Below are 15,176 nucleotides of genomic sequence, written 5' to 3'. Positions count from 1 at the left end.
AGTGTTGTTCGATAACAAAACAACTTTTTGCTATCGATAGCATGAAAGAATTTAAGGTAAAGAAATGAATTTAAAACAAGAACTGCAAACATTAAATGATAAAGCAGAGAAGTTTCGTCGTAAGCTTGCTGCCGCTGAAGCTCGTGAAGACAAAGCCGTTATCATGCAGTTTAAGAAAGAAATTGCGACAGTGACTAAACGTATTGCCAGTTTGAAAAATCAGCAGTCTCGTTTATTGAACAAGCAAGGCCAAGATATCAAAGGTTTAAAATTTAGCCGTGAGCTCACCAAAGCTGAACAAGCTGACATGGGTAAATTAAAAAAATCGGTAAAAGGTCTAGTGGTTGTTCATCCTATGACGGCTGTAGGCCGTGAAATGAATATCAAAGTTGTTACTGGTTTTGCTCCTGCAAAATTCTAATCCAGTATTCGAAGTTTTCATGACATAACGTCAGTTCAAGGATGATCAGTCTCAAGGATTGAGCGTTGTCTTAAAGGTTTATCCATGTCGATTAAATATATCGCCACTTCTAAGTTACCTACGCCTTGGGGCGTATTTGCTATGCATGGTTTTGAAGATACAGAAACTGGTAAAGAACATGTGGCGTTAACTTATGGCGAACTTACCTCAACTGAAGCCATGTTAGGCCGCATTCACTCTGAATGCCTGACGGGTGATGCGCTATTTAGTTTACGTTGTGATTGCGGGTTCCAGTTACAAACAGCAATGCAAAATATTGCTGAAAAAGGCCAAGGCTTTATTTTATATTTGCGTCAAGAAGGGCGTGGTATAGGCTTGCTGAATAAAATTCGCGCCTATGAATTACAAGATCAAGGCGCGAATACCGTCGAAGCTAATGAACGTTTAGGTTTTGAAGCTGATATGCGTAAATACGACATGATCGAGCCAATGCTGAAACAAATTGGGGTCAGTAAGGTTAAGTTGATGACTAACAACCCTCGCAAAGTGAAAGCGATGCAAGCCGTTGGCATCGAAGTTGTTGAAAGAGTGCCTTTGCAAGTGGGTAAAAACCGCTACAATGAGGATTACTTGAAAACAAAATCTACTGAGCTGGGTCATATGATGACTGAGCACCATTTTATCGATGATGAGAAATGAGAGTAGATAATCATTCTGGACATCATCGTTAACCCATGGTTTTTACAAAATTGAAATCTACCTGTTCAGACACATCAAGAAGCGTTGCAAAAGCATTTGCAGCGCTTTTTATTGGTTTGTCGGTTTGTGTAACGTGTTATGCCGCTGACTCGAATAACCCAGATGTGAACCATTATGCGTTTGCTAACTACATAGGTAGCGGTATATACCGAGCCTCTGGGCAAAATGCTGCAGTAGTCAATATTCCCTTTGCATTTGATATTGAAGAATCAGAAGACCATGTTTTAACGTTAAGGTTACCTATTTCGTTAGGCTTTTTTGATTATTCTTTCAGCGATCTTCCTGAAGGTGAATTACCTGACAATGTTGGTACCATGACCATTACGCCAGGTATTGAGTATAAATGGTTTTATGATGAGCAACTAACCTTAGAGTCATACCTTGATTTAGGCTATGGCCACAATTTTTCTAATTCCAGTAATGTTGGCATATTCTCAACAGGTATATCGGCTTTATATGAAGTCGCCGACCCCAAGTACACGCCTATTTGGGTAAATCGTGTTTACTACGCCGGCTATAAAAGCAGTATCAACGATAGCTCAGAAAGTTATTCAGTGCTTCAAACTGGTCTAGATTTTGGTGTAGGGCAACATTGGGATTGGGGCGAGTATACCGTTGAACCACGGTTATTTGTTGCGGGCCGCTGGTACTTCAATAAGCTAAAATTTATAACGCCATTAGATGATGATTTACAAACATCAAGTACTTACGAAATCGGTGCGACATTGGCTCTGTCTAAGCCGCTAGGTTGGGGCTGGTTTAGTACAGATAGATTTGGGGTAAGTTACCAAACGGATGGTGAGCTACAAGTCTGGCGTTTAATATTCGAATTTCCGATGTAATGGTGAGTGCTGTGGTGCTTTCTGGGTTACGTTTTTATTGGTGGCGATATTCACAGCGTATCCGCTGTGAATGTAATGCAAATGAGTCATCGTGAACCGTACCGGGCTTATCTGAACGCGATAGTATTAATCACTTTCAACGAACATCACTTCGTACCTTATAATCACTTTGTACTTTATAGCCGCTCCAAGTAAATTTAGCGCCAAATATTGAAAACAGTGCGGTACGTGTTAGGCTCGCTGTTACTTGCCCCAGATGTCTGCATTCACGCCAGCAGTGCTCTTATTAGTGTGTGTCGTGCTTGTTGCGGGTTTATTGTCACTTTTTTCGACATAAGGTTTAGGTGCGGGTAAAGGCAACTTATTCGTTTTAAGCCACAGGTATTCAACTTTATCGCGAGCCCATTGTGTTTTACGTAAAAACTTTAGGCTAGACTTGATACTCGGGTTATCGTTAAAGCAGCGGATATTGATACGGCTGCCTAGTTCTTCCCACCCATACTTATCGACAAGCTCAGTGACGATAGTTTCAAGTTTCATACCATGAAGTGGATTGTTAGCTTGTGTCATGACTCAGAGTTCACTCAGATTAAAATCTTAAAATTAGCCTAATGATACCATTAACTCGATAACTTTACTTAGGCACAAGTGAGGTATATGAGAGTCGAAAGGGAGGTTTTCATTGATTTCATTTAGGTTGTCTTTTGTTGCACTTATAGTTAAGGCATAAAATAAATAATATTAAATGCATAAAACAATGAGATTAAACGCTTAAAACTCAAAATTATTATCAGGTGGAATAGCAAATAACTCTTTCGCGATTGCACGGATTTCTTGAGCCGCTTTTCCTTCAGGGTCAACTTCAAGCACTGAGGCACCGCTTTCTTCGCTGTCATCATAGATATTACGGTTAAAGGTAATGGCATCAAGGGCTGTTAAGCCAAATGATTTAACCACGTCTTTAGCTTCTAAAATACGCTTAAATTGTGAGGGTAGAGAAGGGCATTGACTGATAACAATAGTGGCGACCATTTTCGGGTTGACCATTTTACAGGTGCTTAGCATATCTTCCATATGCGGTAAGGTTTTTAAATCGCGGCGCTTAGGTCTTAATGGGATGACAACGTAGGTTGCAACAGACATTGCTGCTCGCATCGCTAGGTTATCTTGGCCGCCACAATCGACAATGACATAATCAAAGCGCTCGCCGAGACTAAGTAAATCATTGCGGATTTTACCGTAAAGCTGAATGCAATTAATGGGTTTCAGTTCGGCTTTGGTATTACGGGCTTGTATCCAATCTGATGTGGTGCGTTGAGGGTCACAATCCACCATTAACACGTTAGCGTTAAATGTCTCTGTTACATAGACGGCTAGGTTTTGTGCTAAACAACTTTTTCCACTACCGCCTTTTTCTCCACCAACGAGTATTATCATAACCTTGCCTTTATTAAGATGATGGTTAACGTCTTCTTTATCTAAGGATAGTTCAATAATTACTTTTTAAATCATCAGTTTTATATTTATTGCGCAATTTTAATCAACACCAATTTAAAGCAATTGCATCGCAATATGATAACTATGTTCAGACGCTTGAGTGCATCGACAAACTTGCCCCTTAATGGTGTTTTGCTTGTCAGTTTGATGATTGAAGGTAATTGCGATTAAATCGCCTAATGAGAATGCAGTTTTATAGTCGATGAGAATGCCTTTTCGGGCTAAATCGATACATACACCAAAGTCTTCATGTGACTGACCATTTGCATCAATCCAATGCAGTAAAATACGCTCTGCTTCCATGTCGACGCGTAAAGATTGACGTTTTTCTTCAAATCCAGTGTGTTCGTTAGACATGAGATTGCAACTCCGTTTTATGTTTGCTCTGTGTTATTCAGTTTGTAGCTAATTCATACTAATCAACATCGACAAAAAAAGCGATAAGTTAGTCACTTATCGCTTTTAAGGTTACGCTTTATCTGGTGTCATTCTAATGATCTAAATCTTTATTTTTGGGGTAAGGTAACTTCAACTGTCCCCAACGTATGACAATAACGGTACAAGCAAGAACAATGGTTGATACTGAGATTGCCAATATTCGCCAGTCATCCATGCCTTTCATATCAAGAATCAAGTAACGAGCTAGAGCAACAATCGCAATATAAATAGGCATTCGAATAGGTAACTTACCTGACTCAAGGTAGTTAACGACCATGGCTAATACTTCAAGATAGATAAATAACAGCAGTAAGTCAGCTAGTTCTACAGTTCTTATCTCGAACATGTGCATGATTTCTTCGCCGATAGCAAATACCGTAGCGACAGAAATAATGAACAAAACGACATGTTCGACACTTTTCAAACTTTTGATGCCGATTTGGCGAAGGATAGGGAGCGGCATAATAATGGATATCTCTTATTAGAATCTAATTGATAATTCAGTATATTCTGCTAGGCGAGACTTTGCTCAGTGATCCAGATCATAAAAGGTAAATTTATCTGAAGTTGTCGATACAATTGAGGCAAATTACAGGCATAAAAAAACCGCCAATAACGGATGTTAGGCGGTTTTTAAAAAAGGGGTAACGACTAGCGTTTTAGACCTTCATTTAATAAAGGACGCATAATTTTAACCAGTTCAGAAGTCACTTTTGGTGAACCTGCAACAACGTTGCCTGAAGCTAAGTAATTATGGTTACCGGTAAAGTCAGTAACAGTACCGCCTGACTCACGACAAATTAAGTCGCCAGCTGCGATGTCCCATGGCTTTAGACCAATTTCAAAGAAGCCATCTAAACGACCAGCAGCAACATACGCAAGGTCTAGTGCTGCAGAACCCGCACGGCGGATATCAGCACATACAGGGAATACTTCACCTAGGATGTTCATGTAAGTTTCGGTGTGTTGACGAGACTTGAACGGGAAACCTGTACCAATAACGGTATTAGTTAGCTCATTAACACCAGTTACGCGTAAACGGAATTCGTTTAATTTAGCACCTTGGCCACGAACTGCAGAGAATAATTCTTCGCGAACAGGATCATAAATAACGGCAACTTCAATTTTGCCTTTATATTGAACTGCGATAGATACTGCGAAATGTGGGATACCACGAACGAAGTTGTTGGTACCATCCAAAGGATCGACTATCCATACATAATCTTTATTAGTGCCGCGATTTTCACCGGCCTCTTCACCAACAATCGTATGATCTGGGTAAGATTTACGAATCTGGTATGTAATGGTAGCTTCTGCTTCCTTGTCTACACTTGTTACAAAGTCATTTAGACCTTTTGAATCAACTTCAACTTTGTCGAGTTCAGTATAGGCGCGCATAATAGTTTGGCCCGCAGCGCGTGCAGCGCGCGTGGCAATAGTCAGCATCGGATGCATAGCAATCCCCTGGATGTTAAAGAACGAATAAATCAGCCGCGCAATTATACGCATTTTAACAGGTTTATCAAATGCAGATTTTCATATAAGGAATTATTTGCAGCTTGTGTTACTATCCGCAAAGTGTTTTTTTGAATGAAAAAGTAGTTTGATGTTAAGTAATATTCGCGTTGTTTTAGTTGGGACCTCTCATCCCGGAAATATCGGCTCTACCGCAAGAGCTATGAAAACCATGGGCTTATCTAACTTATATTTAGCCGGGCCAAGAGTTCAACCTGATGGTCAGTCAATTGCACTTGCTGCAGGTGCAGCTGACTTGATAAAAGATATCACCATTGTTGACTCGTTAACTGAGGCGATTAAAGACTGTAGCTTGGTTATTGCGACCAGTGCACGTAGTCGCACCCTTGACTGGCCAATGCTTGTTCCAAAAGAAGCTGGTGAAAAATTAGCATTGGAAAGCGCTAAAGGGCCGGTAGCCATAGTATTTGGTCGTGAGAACCATGGTCTGAGCAATGAAGAACTGCAAGAGTGTACTTATCATGTGTCTATTCCTGCTAATCCTGAGTACAGTTCATTAAACTTGGCTCAAGCCGTACAAATTATTTGTTACGAAACCCGTATGGCGCATTTAGCATTAGATGAGCAAGAGGCGATTGAAGAAGAATATCCACTTTCTGAGGATCTACAGCGCTTTTATGTTCATTTAGAGTCTACCCTGACGAAAACAAATTTTATTATCAAAAATCATCCAGGCCAAATCATGACTAAATTAAAGCGTTTATTCAGTCGTGCTCGAATTGAAACCGCTGAGATGAATATTTTACGTGGCATTTTGACTTCTATCGATAAAAAAATGCCACAAGAAAACAGCAAAGACGATAAAGCTTCATAAGCCATTGTTAACTTAAATTTGACGTACAACTGAGTGGTAAAAGAAGGACTGTAACATGGGCGTGATAGCGCGATTAAAGGAAGATATCGAATCTATTTATCACCGCGATCCTGCGGCGAACAGTAGTTTTGAAATTTTAGTAAACTATCCTGGCATGCATGCGATATGGATCCATCGCATTAGTAATAAGCTATGGAATGCAAAGTGGCATTTATTGGCACGATGTTTATCGACCTTTTCGCGTTGGTTAACTGGCGTTGAAATACATCCTGGTGCAACCATAGGAAGACGCTTTTTTATCGATCATGGCATGGGTGTTGTGATTGGAGAAACGGCAGAAATTGGCGATGATTGCACTTTATACCATGGTGTCACCTTAGGTGGGACAACTTGGCAAGCGGGTAAACGTCACCCAACATTAGAGAACAATGTGGTTATTGGTGCAGGGGCACAAATACTGGGTCCAATTACTATGCACGACGGCGCAAGGGTTGGTTCAAACTCAGTTGTTGTTAAAGACGTGGCCAAAGATACCACCGTGGTCGGGATCCCTGGTCGGGTTGTTGCGTCGCCTTCGGCACAGTCAAAAGAGCAAACAGAGCGTCGCAGTGCGATGGCGAAGAAGTATGGGTTTGATGCCTATGCGGTATCACCAGATAACCCAGATCCTGTTGCGAGTGCAATTGGCCAAATGCTTGATCATATGCATTTGATGGACTCAAAAGTGCAAGAAATCTGTCAAGCGGTGCAAACAATGGGCGGTGAAGTTTGCACTGAAAAATTGCCGGAGTTGAATGTTGATGACTTTACAGAAGCAGAGCAAGAAGCGGCTGAAAAACGTAAACAAGAGATAGACAAATTTGACCCAATTATCTAGGTCATTTTTTGAATTATCTGGCAATTTATTTTTGTTTGTTTATTCTTTTTGAAGCTTGAAAACGATAAAGCCGATCCCCATATTTTGGGTATCGGCTTTATTATTTGAGCAGATAAATAAGATCAATGTAAATTTTTATGACACAGCGCCGTTTTATCACATTATCGCCTAATAAATGAGTAACTGGCATTGAATCTTGCACTATAAAAAGGTTAAATAGCCGTGCAAATTTTTAGACCTAAAATTGTTAGACGCGAACGAGAGGAAATACTTGAGTAATTTAGTGGGTTAAATACTTGACTAAAATACTCAGGTATGATGAAATTGCCCTATAGTTTATGGGAGCAAAATACGTTATGAAACTGACATCAAAAGGTCGCTACGCAGTGACAGCTATGCTGGACGTTGCTATTCACTCAGCCACCGGGCCAGTTCCCTTAGCGGATATTTCTGAAAGGCAGGGAATATCGCTTTCCTACCTTGAGCAACTCTTCGCTAAACTTCGTAAACATGGTCTCGTATCTAGTGTTCGTGGTCCAGGTGGCGGTTATCGCCTAGGGCAAGAAGCGAATGATATCTCTGTTGGCATGGTCGTGCATGCTGTAGACGAGTCAGTTGATGCAACTCGTTGTCAGGGAAAAGGGAATTGCCAAAGTGGCTCCCGCTGTCTCACTCACTCTTTGTGGGGAGATTTAAGTAAACAGATTTCAGAATTTTTAGATGGCATTACCCTTGCTGGATTAATGGATAAACGCGATGTGCAATTTATCTCACTAAAGCAAGACGAAATGCAGAATGAGCATAGAGTTACTTTGTAATTTTGTGTTGATGTATCGATAACAATTATATGTACGTTGTAAGTGGTCGCACAGATGACTGCTCAGTACGGAGTGTATGATGAAGCTTCCTATCTATTTAGATTATGCCGCAACAACCCCTGTCGACAAACGTGTTGCCGACAAAATGGTTCAATTTATGACAATGGACGGTGTGTTTGGTAACCCAGCATCTCGTTCTCACCGTTATGGTTGGCAAGCCGAAGAAGCAGTTGATATTGCTCGTAACCAAGTAGCTGATTTAATCAATGCTGATCACCGTGAAATCGTTTTCACTTCTGGTGCGACTGAATCAAGCAACCTAGCAATCAAAGGTATTGCACATTTCTATAATAAGAAAGGCAAGCACATCATCACCAGTAAGACAGAGCATAAAGCAACACTTGATGCTTGTCGTCAACTTGAGCGTGAAGGTTTTGAAGTTACGTATTTAGAGCCAAGTGACAATGGAATTATCCCAATGTCTGTGCTTGAAGGTGCAATGCGTGACGACACTATTTTAGTGAGCATCATGCACGTGAACAACGAAATTGGTGTCATTCAAGACATCAATGCGATTGGTGAACTATGTCGCTCTAAAGGTATTTTCTTCCATATGGATGCTGCGCAAAGTGCAGGTAAATTACCGATTGATGTTAAAACAGTTAAAGTTGATCTGATTTCTATTTCTGGCCATAAAATGTATGGACCTAAAGGTATCGGTGCACTTTACGTACGCCGTAAACCACGTATTCGTTTAGAGTCTCAAATGCATGGCGGTGGTCATGAACGTGGTATGCGAAGTGGTACATTAGCAACTCACCAAATTGTTGGTTTAGGTGAAGCCGCTGCTATCGCTAAGCAAGATATGATTGAAGATAATGCGCGCATTCTGCGTCTACGTGACAAGTTATGGAATGGCATTAAACATATCGAAGAAACTTATATTAATGGCGATATGGAACAGCGCTACAGCGGCATCTTTAATGTGAGCTTCAACTTTGTTGAAGGTGAATCATTAATGATGGCCCTTAAAGATTTAGCCGTATCGTCTGGTTCAGCTTGTACTTCTGCAAGTTTGGAGCCTAGCTATGTACTACGTGCATTAGGCTTAAATGATGAAATGGCGCACAGCTCAATTCGTTTCTCAATTGGTCGCTTTACGACTGATGAAGAAATCGAGCATGCAATTAAAGTAATTGATGATTCTATCGGTAAGTTACGTGAAATGTCTCCACTTTGGGAGATGTTTAAAGATGGTATCGATCTGGACCAAGTTCAGTGGGCACATCACTAATACATTATTATCGATAGCGATAAACGGAGCAGAATTGTTATGGCTTACAGCGAAAAAGTAATCGAACATTATGAAAATCCACGTAACGTTGGTTCATTTGATAAAAATGACCCTTCAGTGGTAACAGGTATGGTTGGTGCACCAGCATGTGGTGACGTGATGAAGCTTCAACTTAAAATTGGCGAAAACGGCATCATTGAAGACGCTAAATTCAAAACTTATGGTTGTGGTAGTGCAATCGCGTCAAGTTCGCTCGTAACTGAGTGGGTTAAAGGCAAAAGTGTTGATGAAGCAGCAACAATTAAGAATGCTGATATCGCAGAAGAGCTTGCTTTACCTCCTGTTAAAATCCATTGCTCTATTTTAGCGGAAGACGCTATTAAAGCAGCATTAGATGAGTACAAATCAAAGCAAGACAAGTAATACCGGAGTTAAGATGGCAATTACAATGACCCCAGCTGCGGCTGAACGAGTGAAATCTTTCCTAGTTAATCGAGGAAAAGGCTTGGGTTTACGCCTAGGGTTAAGAACATCTGGCTGTTCTGGTATGGCTTATGTGCTTGAGTTTGTTGATGAAGCAAACGACGATGATGAGATTTACGAAATAGAAGGCGTTAATATCATCATCGATGCCAAGAGTTTTATTTATTTACAAGGCATTGAATTAGACTTTGTTAAAGAAGGCCTGAACGAAGGTTTCCAATTTAACAACCCTAATGCCAAAGGTGAATGTGGTTGTGGTGAAAGCTTTACTGTGTAATCTAATACACATAAAGCTTTACTGTCATTTACCCAAAAAGAGCATGATATCTGCCAATGAATTACTTTGAATTATTTCAAATAACACCTTCCTTTGATATCGACACCGCCAACCTTGCAGAGCGCTATCGCGAGCTGCAAAGGGCGGTTCATCCTGATAAATTTGCCAGCGAGTCTGAACAACAAAAACTGTTATCAGTGCAACGCACTGCGCAAGTTAACGACGGATACCAAACGCTTAAAAACCCATTAAAGCGCGCTGAACATATGTTAAGTCTTCGTGGTGTTGATATTAGCCATGAAACTACAACAGTGAAAGATACTGCTTTCTTAATGCAGCAAATGGAATGGCGTGAAGCGTTAGAAGATATTAAAGATAGCCAGCAAGCTGATGACTTAATCGAAGATTTATATCAATCATTTGCTGACTACGAGAAAACCCTATCGCAATCCCTTGCCCAATTATTAGCCACTAATGCAGAAAATGATGATTTATCTGCAGCTGATCAGATCAGAAAGCTGAAATTTATGGCAAAATTGCAGGATGAATTAGCAAGAGTTGAAGATTCATTGCTAGATTAACGCTGAGCTCTGTCAATTACAGAGCTTTTTGCTATCTACAATTAATGGTTCTTTTTCCCTCAAAATAACTGGATTAATATGGCCCTTTTTCAAATTGCAGAGCCCGGCCAAAGCGCCGCACCTCACCAGCACAGACTTGCAGTTGGCATCGATTTAGGTACAACTAACTCTTTGGTTGCAGCTGTTAGAAGTGGTGAAGCGTCAACCTTGCCAGATAATGACAATCAACACTCACTTCCTTCTGTGGTTCATTACGGCTCTGATAGTGTCGAAACGGGTTACGCGGCACAAGTTAAGTCTGCACAAGATCCTAAAAATACCATTGTCTCAGTCAAACGTTTTATGGGGCGCAGCTTAAAAGACATTCAGTCTGCAGAGCAAAACTTGCCATATGATTTTACCGCAAGTGAAAACGGGCTACCTGTATTTAACACGGCGCAAGGCGCAGTGAATCCAGTCCAAGTTTCAGCTGAAATTTTAAAGCCGTTAATCTCAAGAGCCGAAAAAACCCTTGGCGGTGACTTAGAAGGTGTTGCCATTACAGTACCTGCTTATTTCGATGACGCGCAGCGTCAAGGCACTAAAGATGCAGCAGAGCTTCTGGGGGTTAAAGTTTTACGTTTATTAAATGAACCCACGGCTGCTGCTATTGCTTACGGTTTAGACACTAAACAAGAAGGCGTTATTGCCATCTATGATTTAGGTGGGGGAACCTTCGATATTTCTATTCTTCGTTTGAATAGAGGTGTGTTTGAAGTATTAGCTACTGGCGGCGACTCAGCGCTTGGCGGTGATGACTTTGATCATCTGTTGCGTAATCACTTGCAAAGCGCAATGGGGTTGATTGAATTAACTGCTTCATTAAATAGACAGTTATTGATTGAATCTAGACGAGTCAAAGAGCAGCTAACTAATGATGAAACCAGCACGGCGAGTATTACGTTAGAAAACGGTGACGTATTAACTGCTGATGTTTCTAAAGCTGAATTTGAAGGGCTTATCGGTTCACTTGTTAAGAAAACGATTGCCAGTTGCCGTAGAACATTACGTGACGCTGAAGTCACCACTGATGAGATCATTGAAACGGTTATGGTTGGTGGTTCTACTCGTGTACCTTTAGTACGTGAGCAAGTTGAACGTTTCTTTGGTAAAACGCCATTAACATCAATTGATCCCGATCGTGTTGTGGCTATTGGTGCAGCGATTCAAGCTGACATTTTAGTGGGCAATAAACCTGAATCAGATTTATTATTGCTTGATGTTATTCCACTGTCGTTAGGCATTGAGACTATGGGGGGACTGATTGAGAAAGTCGTGACCCGTAATACCACTATCCCTGTTGCACGAGCTCAAGAGTTTACCACATTTAAAGATGGCCAAACTGCCATGGCTTTCCATGTGGTCCAAGGTGAACGTGAGTTAGTGGATGACTGTCGTTCATTAGCACGTTTCACTTTAAATGGTATTCCTGCACTAGCGGCAGGTGCTGCGCACATTCGTGTCACATTCCAAGTAGATGCTGATGGTTTACTGAGTGTCACAGCGATGGAAAAGTCGACGGAAGTTAAGTCAACGATTCAAGTAAAACCTTCATTTGGTTTATCTGATACTGAAATCGCGACTATGCTGAAAGATTCAATGAAGCATGCTAAAGATGACATCACGCGCAGAATGCTGGCAGAACAACAAGTTGAAGCTTCAAGAGTGGTTGAAACTTTATCAGCTGCATTAGCAAAAGACGCAGATTTACTTAATACCGAAGAACAAGCACAAATTCATGCTGCCATTGAACAGTTACAAATAACCGCTCAAGGTGATGATACCGATGCTATTGAAAAAGCGATTGAAGCACTAGATGAACAAACCCAAGAGTTTGCTTCACGTCGTATGGATAATTCTATTCGAGCAGCACTGAAAGGTCAGTCTGTCGATAATATATAGGTGATAAAATGCCGCAGTTAGTTTTTTTACCCCATGAAGAGCTGTGCCCAGACGGTGCTGTGTTAGAAGCTGAAGTAGGTGAAACTATTTTAGATGTTGCACTTAAAAACGGTATCCATATTGAACATGCTTGCGAAAAGTCATGTGCATGTACTACATGTCACTGTATTGTTCGTGAAGGCTTTGATGAGCTTGAAGAAAGTGATGAGCTAGAAGACGATATGCTTGATAAAGCATGGGGGTTAGAGCCAGAAAGCCGTTTATCTTGCCAGGCTAAAGTTGTTGACTGTGATATGGTGATTGATATCCCTAAGTACACCATTAATATGGTAAGTGAAGGGTAATCCTCAGTCGGCTACAGTGATTCATTATAGTTAATAATGAATCAACCAAGGAAGTCATAATGCTTCCTGTTAAAACCATAAAGCAATGACATGTGTCGTTGCTTTTTTTTTGTGACTAATGCTTATGCGTTGCTTTTTGAGATTCGCTTGGCGATCAGGGCATCAAGATTATCGTTGGTGCTAAATCTTATATGTTAGAGTTTTTGCATCATAAATTGTATGATGCAAAATAGTCTATCAACCTCTGTTTTTTTCAATGGAAATATGAATGTCAGTACCAGATTTACGCCCTAAACAAAAACGTAGCCAAGTCACGCATGACAAGTTTTTACAGTCTTTGCAACGGGCATTGAAGGTCAAGTACTTTGAACACATCAGCATAAAGGAACTGGCTGAAGGGGCAGGGGTTTCGGTTGGAACGTTTTATCGTCGCTTTGAAAATAAAGAGGCGCTATTGCCATTGTTATATGATGATTTTGGCCAGGAGCTGGGCAACTTTATCACAGAGCTCGAATGCCACGACTGTGATGGGTTAGAACAACAAGTAACACATCTTTGTCAGGCAACATTCCACTTTTTAGATGAAAGAAAAAGCGTTTTTAGAACGATACACCTTAACGCTAGGCTTCACCCTGATACCATTTTCACTAATCCTTCATTAGATAGAAATGAGGCTTACCAGCGCCTATCACAATTGCTACTTAATTTTATGGCGTCGGATGGCAAGGCGACCAAAGTGCAACAAAAAGCCGCTGATATGGTCATTTTTATGCTGATAAACAGTCTGCTTGATAAAATATTATATCCTTCTCTTACTCCTGCGATTGCTTGTTCAATGCCCAAAGATGAATTTGTTAAAGCTCTTGGGGTCATGCTGGGGAGCTATTTACAGTCTCAATTACACTTTGGTTGAGCAAAGTTGGTTAAACAAAGCTGTTAGCCTAGCTACTCACTGCAACCTTTGAGTTATAGTCGTGGCTTTAATTAGCTTTGTTTATGGCTAAATTGGCTTGAGGCTTATCACAATTTCTGTATTACCTAGGTCACAAGGTTACATTTTGATTATGTGACGCTATTAACCCTATGCATGTTGGCGTAAATTTCGTATAATCCGCGCGAATTTAAAACCCGTATATTTAAGAAGGAAGCTTTTCATGGCTATCGAACGTACTTTTTCTATCATTAAGCCTGATGCTGTTGCAAAAAACCACATTGGCGCTATCTACAACCGTTTTGAAACTGCTGGCCTGAAAATCATTGCTGCTAAAATGGTTCACTTAAGCAAAGAGCAAGCTGAAGGCTTCTACGCTGAGCACAGCGAACGTCCTTTCTTTGGTGCTTTAGTTGCATTTATGACTTCTGGCCCAATCATGGTTCAAACGCTTGAAGGCGAAAATGCTGTTCTAGCTCACCGTGAAATTTTAGGTGCTACTAACCCAGCTGAAGCTGCTGAAGGAACTATCCGTGCTGATTTCGCTGAAAGCATCGATGAGAACGCTGCTCACGGTTCTGATTCTGTAGCATCTGCTGAGCGTGAAGTTGCTTACTTCTTCAGTGCTGAAGAGTTATGTGCACGCACTCGTTAATTCTTAATTGAATGACGCTAAAAGGAGCCTTATGGCTCCTTTTTTGTTGTGCAATGTTGACGAAGACTTATTTTACTTAAATCAAATAGTATCCAATGTCAGTTTAAGAGGAAGTAAGCAATCCCATTGCTGCATTATCTTATCTGGCTGCTTTAATTTCTCTTTCATCACAACCTTGTTACTTTTTGCATAGTTATTCTTGTTTAATTCACTTTATATGCAGCTATTCTTTGGCTGTTTATCAAACACACACTGATTTTTCATATTCTTTGCTTTTAATATGCCTAAAAATGCACATTTTTATAATTTACTCGTCAAATTGTGTTCGAATAAATAAATATTTTCAAAATTTAATTTGTTACTTAAGTTAATTATTTGTTAAATCTTATCTCATTAATGTTTATTTATTTTCTATATTTTAAATTAGATTTAACCTTTTCGATCAAATAATGCTCACAATTAATGTTTGGTGTTACCTTTGTTTAACAAATATATCATGCTGGTGTTACATGTGGTGCGTAATTTTATCTAAGTATATGATAAATAATGATTTAACATATTTTTAACAGGTGTTAAGTTTTTAGTGTAACCATTCTAATTTCAAACGTTATTAATTTGTAATAGATGTTGACTAATGTGATTTTATTTAACAATAATGCTCTCGGTTA

General features: G+C 40.2%; 19 protein-coding genes. 14 read left to right on the top strand and 5 right to left on the bottom strand.

What is annotated here, in order from left to right:
• The first annotated feature begins 64 nt into the window (after positions 1-64).
• The 3 genes from SJ2017_RS13180 (at position 65) to SJ2017_RS13170 (ending at position 2,022) form a co-directional block, all read left to right on the top strand.
• Positions 65-421 carry a YibL family ribosome-associated protein gene (locus SJ2017_RS13180; protein ID WP_055024679.1) on the top strand — a complete coding sequence of 119 codons (357 nt, stop codon included), beginning with the start codon at positions 65-67 and terminating at the stop codon, positions 419-421.
• An 84-nt stretch (positions 422-505) separates the two neighbouring features.
• On the top strand, positions 506-1,120 hold the full coding sequence (gene ribA / locus SJ2017_RS13175) for a GTP cyclohydrolase II (RefSeq protein WP_055024678.1): 615 nt from the start codon (positions 506-508) through the stop codon (positions 1,118-1,120).
• Positions 1,121-1,155: 35 nt separating this feature from the next.
• Complete coding sequence (locus SJ2017_RS13170) at positions 1,156-2,022, top strand: hypothetical protein (RefSeq protein WP_167692924.1); 867 nt, start codon at positions 1,156-1,158, stop codon at positions 2,020-2,022.
• A gap of 243 nt (positions 2,023-2,265) precedes the next feature.
• Here the strand turns inward: SJ2017_RS13170 and SJ2017_RS13165 are convergent, their stop codons facing one another.
• The 5 genes from SJ2017_RS13165 to suhB form a co-directional block, all read right to left on the bottom strand.
• Positions 2,266-2,592, bottom strand: coding sequence for a VF530 family protein (locus SJ2017_RS13165; RefSeq protein WP_055024676.1), 327 nt, complete (start codon positions 2,590-2,592; stop codon positions 2,266-2,268).
• A gap of 201 nt (positions 2,593-2,793) precedes the next feature.
• Complete coding sequence (locus tag SJ2017_RS13160) at positions 2,794-3,459, bottom strand: AAA family ATPase (RefSeq protein ID WP_055024675.1); 666 nt, start codon at positions 3,457-3,459, stop codon at positions 2,794-2,796.
• Positions 3,460-3,573: 114 nt separating this feature from the next.
• Positions 3,574-3,876 (bottom strand): PilZ domain-containing protein, encoded by a 303-nt coding sequence (locus SJ2017_RS13155; RefSeq protein ID WP_080916054.1) that lies wholly within the window; start codon positions 3,874-3,876, stop codon positions 3,574-3,576.
• A 133-nt stretch (positions 3,877-4,009) separates the two neighbouring features.
• Complete coding sequence (locus SJ2017_RS13150) at positions 4,010-4,420, bottom strand: phosphate-starvation-inducible protein PsiE (RefSeq protein WP_055024673.1); 411 nt, start codon at positions 4,418-4,420, stop codon at positions 4,010-4,012.
• 188 nt (positions 4,421-4,608) lie between these two features.
• A complete protein-coding gene (gene suhB, locus SJ2017_RS13145) occupies positions 4,609-5,412 on the bottom strand; it encodes an inositol-1-monophosphatase (protein WP_055024672.1) in 804 nt (267 codons plus the stop codon).
• 151 nt (positions 5,413-5,563) lie between these two features.
• Here suhB and trmJ point away from each other — a divergent pair, with 151 nt between their 5' ends.
• The 11 genes from trmJ (at position 5,564) to ndk (ending at position 14,508) form a co-directional block, all read left to right on the top strand.
• On the top strand, positions 5,564-6,307 hold the full coding sequence (gene trmJ, locus SJ2017_RS13140) for a tRNA (cytosine(32)/uridine(32)-2'-O)-methyltransferase TrmJ (RefSeq protein ID WP_080916053.1): 744 nt from the start codon (positions 5,564-5,566) through the stop codon (positions 6,305-6,307).
• Between the two features lie 55 nt (positions 6,308-6,362).
• Entirely contained in the window at positions 6,363-7,184 is an 822-nt protein-coding gene (cysE, locus tag SJ2017_RS13135) for a serine O-acetyltransferase (protein ID WP_055024670.1), read from the top strand.
• A 356-nt stretch (positions 7,185-7,540) separates the two neighbouring features.
• Entirely contained in the window at positions 7,541-8,002 is a 462-nt protein-coding gene (iscR, locus tag SJ2017_RS13130; protein ID WP_055024669.1) for a Fe-S cluster assembly transcriptional regulator IscR, read from the top strand.
• Positions 8,003-8,081: 79 nt separating this feature from the next.
• Entirely contained in the window at positions 8,082-9,296 is a 1,215-nt protein-coding gene (locus SJ2017_RS13125; protein WP_055024668.1) for an IscS subfamily cysteine desulfurase, read from the top strand.
• A 39-nt stretch (positions 9,297-9,335) separates the two neighbouring features.
• Entirely contained in the window at positions 9,336-9,719 is a 384-nt protein-coding gene (iscU, locus tag SJ2017_RS13120) for a Fe-S cluster assembly scaffold IscU (RefSeq protein WP_055024667.1), read from the top strand.
• Between the two features lie 13 nt (positions 9,720-9,732).
• Positions 9,733-10,056: an iron-sulfur cluster assembly protein IscA gene (gene iscA / locus SJ2017_RS13115; RefSeq protein ID WP_055024666.1), complete on the top strand. Its 324-nt coding sequence runs from the start codon at positions 9,733-9,735 to the stop codon at positions 10,054-10,056.
• A 56-nt stretch (positions 10,057-10,112) separates the two neighbouring features.
• Entirely contained in the window at positions 10,113-10,637 is a 525-nt protein-coding gene (gene hscB / locus SJ2017_RS13110; protein ID WP_055024665.1) for a co-chaperone HscB, read from the top strand.
• Positions 10,638-10,715: 78 nt separating this feature from the next.
• Positions 10,716-12,578: a Fe-S protein assembly chaperone HscA gene (gene hscA / locus SJ2017_RS13105; protein ID WP_080916052.1), complete on the top strand. Its 1,863-nt coding sequence runs from the start codon at positions 10,716-10,718 to the stop codon at positions 12,576-12,578.
• 8 nt (positions 12,579-12,586) lie between these two features.
• A complete protein-coding gene (gene fdx / locus SJ2017_RS13100) occupies positions 12,587-12,922 on the top strand; it encodes an ISC system 2Fe-2S type ferredoxin (protein ID WP_055024663.1) in 336 nt (111 codons plus the stop codon).
• Between the two features lie 268 nt (positions 12,923-13,190).
• A complete protein-coding gene (locus tag SJ2017_RS13095) occupies positions 13,191-13,835 on the top strand; it encodes a TetR/AcrR family transcriptional regulator (RefSeq protein WP_080916051.1) in 645 nt (214 codons plus the stop codon).
• A gap of 241 nt (positions 13,836-14,076) precedes the next feature.
• Positions 14,077-14,508, top strand: coding sequence for a nucleoside-diphosphate kinase (ndk, locus tag SJ2017_RS13090; RefSeq protein WP_055024661.1), 432 nt, complete (start codon positions 14,077-14,079; stop codon positions 14,506-14,508).
• The last annotated feature ends 668 nt before the right edge of the window (positions 14,509-15,176 follow it).

The sequence above is a fragment of the Shewanella japonica genome (assembly GCF_002075795.1).
Taxonomy (GTDB): domain Bacteria; phylum Pseudomonadota; class Gammaproteobacteria; order Enterobacterales; family Shewanellaceae; genus Shewanella; species Shewanella japonica.
This window is presented reverse-complemented; position numbering and strand designations above follow the sequence as displayed.

Coding starts and splice junctions, on each gene's coding strand:
- SJ2017_RS13180 (WP_055024679.1), top strand. CDS start 65: ATGAATTTAAAACAAGAACTGCAAACATTAAATGATAAAGCAGAGAAG.
- ribA (WP_055024678.1), top strand. CDS start 506: ATGTCGATTAAATATATCGCCACTTCTAAGTTACCTACGCCTTGGGGC.
- SJ2017_RS13170 (WP_167692924.1), top strand. CDS start 1,156: ATGGTTTTTACAAAATTGAAATCTACCTGTTCAGACACATCAAGAAGC.
- SJ2017_RS13165 (WP_055024676.1), bottom strand. CDS start 2,592: ATGACACAAGCTAACAATCCACTTCATGGTATGAAACTTGAAACTATC.
- SJ2017_RS13160 (WP_055024675.1), bottom strand. CDS start 3,459: ATGATAATACTCGTTGGTGGAGAAAAAGGCGGTAGTGGAAAAAGTTGT.
- SJ2017_RS13155 (WP_080916054.1), bottom strand. CDS start 3,876: ATGTCTAACGAACACACTGGATTTGAAGAAAAACGTCAATCTTTACGC.
- SJ2017_RS13150 (WP_055024673.1), bottom strand. CDS start 4,420: ATGCCGCTCCCTATCCTTCGCCAAATCGGCATCAAAAGTTTGAAAAGT.
- suhB (WP_055024672.1), bottom strand. CDS start 5,412: ATGCATCCGATGCTGACTATTGCCACGCGCGCTGCACGCGCTGCGGGC.
- trmJ (WP_080916053.1), top strand. CDS start 5,564: ATGTTAAGTAATATTCGCGTTGTTTTAGTTGGGACCTCTCATCCCGGA.
- cysE (WP_055024670.1), top strand. CDS start 6,363: ATGGGCGTGATAGCGCGATTAAAGGAAGATATCGAATCTATTTATCAC.
- iscR (WP_055024669.1), top strand. CDS start 7,541: ATGAAACTGACATCAAAAGGTCGCTACGCAGTGACAGCTATGCTGGAC.
- SJ2017_RS13125 (WP_055024668.1), top strand. CDS start 8,082: ATGAAGCTTCCTATCTATTTAGATTATGCCGCAACAACCCCTGTCGAC.
- iscU (WP_055024667.1), top strand. CDS start 9,336: ATGGCTTACAGCGAAAAAGTAATCGAACATTATGAAAATCCACGTAAC.
- iscA (WP_055024666.1), top strand. CDS start 9,733: ATGGCAATTACAATGACCCCAGCTGCGGCTGAACGAGTGAAATCTTTC.
- hscB (WP_055024665.1), top strand. CDS start 10,113: ATGAATTACTTTGAATTATTTCAAATAACACCTTCCTTTGATATCGAC.
- hscA (WP_080916052.1), top strand. CDS start 10,716: ATGGCCCTTTTTCAAATTGCAGAGCCCGGCCAAAGCGCCGCACCTCAC.
- fdx (WP_055024663.1), top strand. CDS start 12,587: ATGCCGCAGTTAGTTTTTTTACCCCATGAAGAGCTGTGCCCAGACGGT.
- SJ2017_RS13095 (WP_080916051.1), top strand. CDS start 13,191: ATGTCAGTACCAGATTTACGCCCTAAACAAAAACGTAGCCAAGTCACG.
- ndk (WP_055024661.1), top strand. CDS start 14,077: ATGGCTATCGAACGTACTTTTTCTATCATTAAGCCTGATGCTGTTGCA.